Genomic DNA, 2,417 nt, shown 5'->3' on the forward strand with positions numbered 1-2,417 from the left:
GTGGCCCGCGAAGCGGGGCGCGCTCCCGGGGGCTTGTGCGCGCCCGCGGCGCCGCCGGCGGCTGGGGCGACGAGGGCTCAGCAAGCGTCGTCTCGGCTTCCTCAACGTGCATCTTCGACGGCGGCGCCCCGCCGCTCGACGACGCCTCACTCGCTCCCGCACGCCCCCCGGAGCTGAAGAAAGGATGAAGCCCGATCGGGGTCAGCGTCTGCTCCACCGGTTTTGCTGCCGCCTCGCGCCCGCCGCGTCGGGAGGCCGGCAACACATCGCTGCGCTGAAAACGCTGAGGCACTGGCTGTGACGACGTCGCATAACTCATCACCGCCGCGCGGATCGCCCCCACATTAGCTCCGGAAGCCGAGAGCAGCCCGTAGGCCTGTCCCCGCGTCTCGCGGATCAGCGCCGCCAGAAGATGCAGGCTGGTCACTGCCTCGGCCCCACCACTCGACGCCAGGCGCTGGCTGCGATCGCTCACCCGCGCCATCACCTCGGAGGGCTCGGCGCGCTCATGCTCCAGCGCAAGACGCATCTGTGAGACCGAGATCGCCCGGTCCGTCAGAAAGGTCGCCGCCTGGTTGGGCACCTCAAAGAGCGCCAGCAGCACGTGCCCGCTGCTGACCGACTCCCCGCGATGCTCCGCTAATTTCTGGGCCTGCTGATAGACAGATCCCACTTCGCGACTCAGAGGTAGACTCATCCTTGCTCGTGCCTCCGGGCGGTACAGATTTCAACAACTTCTTCATGGTGAATCACGTCAGGTAGGGGCGAAGCTAACACCGCCGCCATCGACTGGTAAAGCACCTTTGCGGCGCGCTCACCCCGGCCGGCCTTGCGAGCAGGGTGGCCTTGCTCAATACTTCTGCCAGCTTGCGCCGCGCCAGGCGCGCGCCGCAGCCCCCTCCTTTTTTCAATCCCTCACAGATGGAGCCACCGTGACTGAGAAGATCATCGTCCGCACCGAAAACGCCCCCCAGGCCATCGGCCCCTACTCCCAGGCCGTGGGCTACAACGGCCTCTACTTTGTCAGCGGTCAGATCGCTCTGGACCCGGCCACCGGCGAGCTGGTGGAAGGCGGCGTGGAGATCCAGACCCGTCAGGTGATGGCCAACCTGGAGGCCGTCCTGGCCGCAGCCGGCCTCAACTTCACCCACGTGCTGCGCGCGACGATCTTTTTGAAAAACATGCAGGACTTCCAGAAGGTCAACGCCATCTACGGCGCCTTCTTCGACGAGAACCCGCCGGCCCGCGCCTGCGTGGAGGTCTCGCGCCTTCCCAAAGATGTGCTCGTCGAGATCGACGTCATCGCCGCCTCCCCCACCGCCTGAGACCATGACCCGCGCCCCCTCCCCAACCTCGCGCGACACGATGAGTCCCGGCCGAGCTCTGCGCGCGTCCCGGGTTGTCGGGGCGCTGGTCTGTCTCACGTGGATCCTCTCGGCCTGCCAGAGCGCGCCGGCCCCGCTGCCGCCGCCCGAGCCGCCACCGGTGGTTGCGACGCCGCCGGCGCCTCCCGAGCCGCCGCCCTACATCCCTCCACCGGCGCTCGCAGAGGGGCAATGGGTGCTTCCGGAGGTGGGCGCCTCCGATCCTTACTTCCCCTATCTTCCCGGCGAAGACACCACCCCCACCCGCTCGATCGGCGACGTGGTGACCGGACATCTGATCAACGCCCGACCTCTGCCCCTGCCGCACCCCCACCTGGCCGTGCTCCCGGTGCAGCGCACCCGCGGGCTGATGTACACCACCGACGCCATGATCGCGCTGATTGAGGATGCCGCCGCCCACGTCGCTGAGCAGCACCCCGGGAGCGTCGTCTTCTTAGGCAACTTCGGGCGCAAAGGCGGAGGCGACATCCCCTACTCGGTGAGCCATAACAACGGCCGCGACGCCGACCTGGCCTTCTTTATGCTCGACGCCGAGGGCACGCCCGCGCTCCTCGACGATCTTCTCTCCCTCGACGATCAGGGGCAGGTGCAGGTCGTCAACGACGAGGCCGCTCCCCCCCGAGTGCTGCGTTTTGACGTGGCCCGCAACTGGACACTCGTCGAAGGCCTGCTCCGCTCCGAAGCTGCCGAGCTGCAATACATCTTCATCTCCAACCCGTTGCGCGCGATGCTTCTGGCTGAGGGCCGCCGCCGCGGCGCGCCGCGCGATCTTCTGACGCGCGCCGCGACTCTGCTGGTGCAACCCGGCGGCGCACTTCCCCATGACGACCACTTCCATCTGCGCATCCACTGCACCCCGCTCGATCTGGCCAGCGGATGCGTGGAGCGTGGCCGGCGCGGGCCGGGCTTTCGCCCCGACCTCACCGCGCGCCGCCAGCTGCAAGCGCGCGCCACCGACCTCCTCGCCAGCCCCACCCCCGAGCTCCGAGCCACCGCGGTGGAGCGTCTGGCGCTGCTCGGCTCCCGCTCCGC

Annotated in this window: 3 protein-coding genes; 2 read left to right on the top strand and 1 reads right to left on the bottom strand. The window is 68.6% G+C overall.

The features are described from left to right. On the bottom strand, positions 1-697 hold a 697-nt coding region (locus FRC96_RS16075; RefSeq protein WP_230470332.1), incomplete at its 3' end, for a Clp protease N-terminal domain-containing protein. A gap of 235 nt (positions 698-932) precedes the next feature. Between FRC96_RS16075 and FRC96_RS16080 the strand changes: the two genes are divergently transcribed. Both FRC96_RS16080 and FRC96_RS16085 read left to right on the top strand, forming a co-directional pair. After that, positions 933-1,325 (top strand): RidA family protein, encoded by a 393-nt coding sequence (locus FRC96_RS16080; RefSeq protein WP_146975920.1) that lies wholly within the window; start codon positions 933-935, stop codon positions 1,323-1,325. A 40-nt stretch (positions 1,326-1,365) separates the two neighbouring features. Beyond that, positions 1,366-2,417 (top strand): penicillin-insensitive murein endopeptidase (locus FRC96_RS16085; RefSeq protein ID WP_230470333.1); only part of this gene is annotated, 1,052 nt, incomplete at its 3' end.

It is taken from the genome of Lujinxingia vulgaris, from assembly GCF_007997005.1.
Lineage (GTDB): Bacteria > Myxococcota_A > Bradymonadia > Bradymonadales > Bradymonadaceae > Lujinxingia.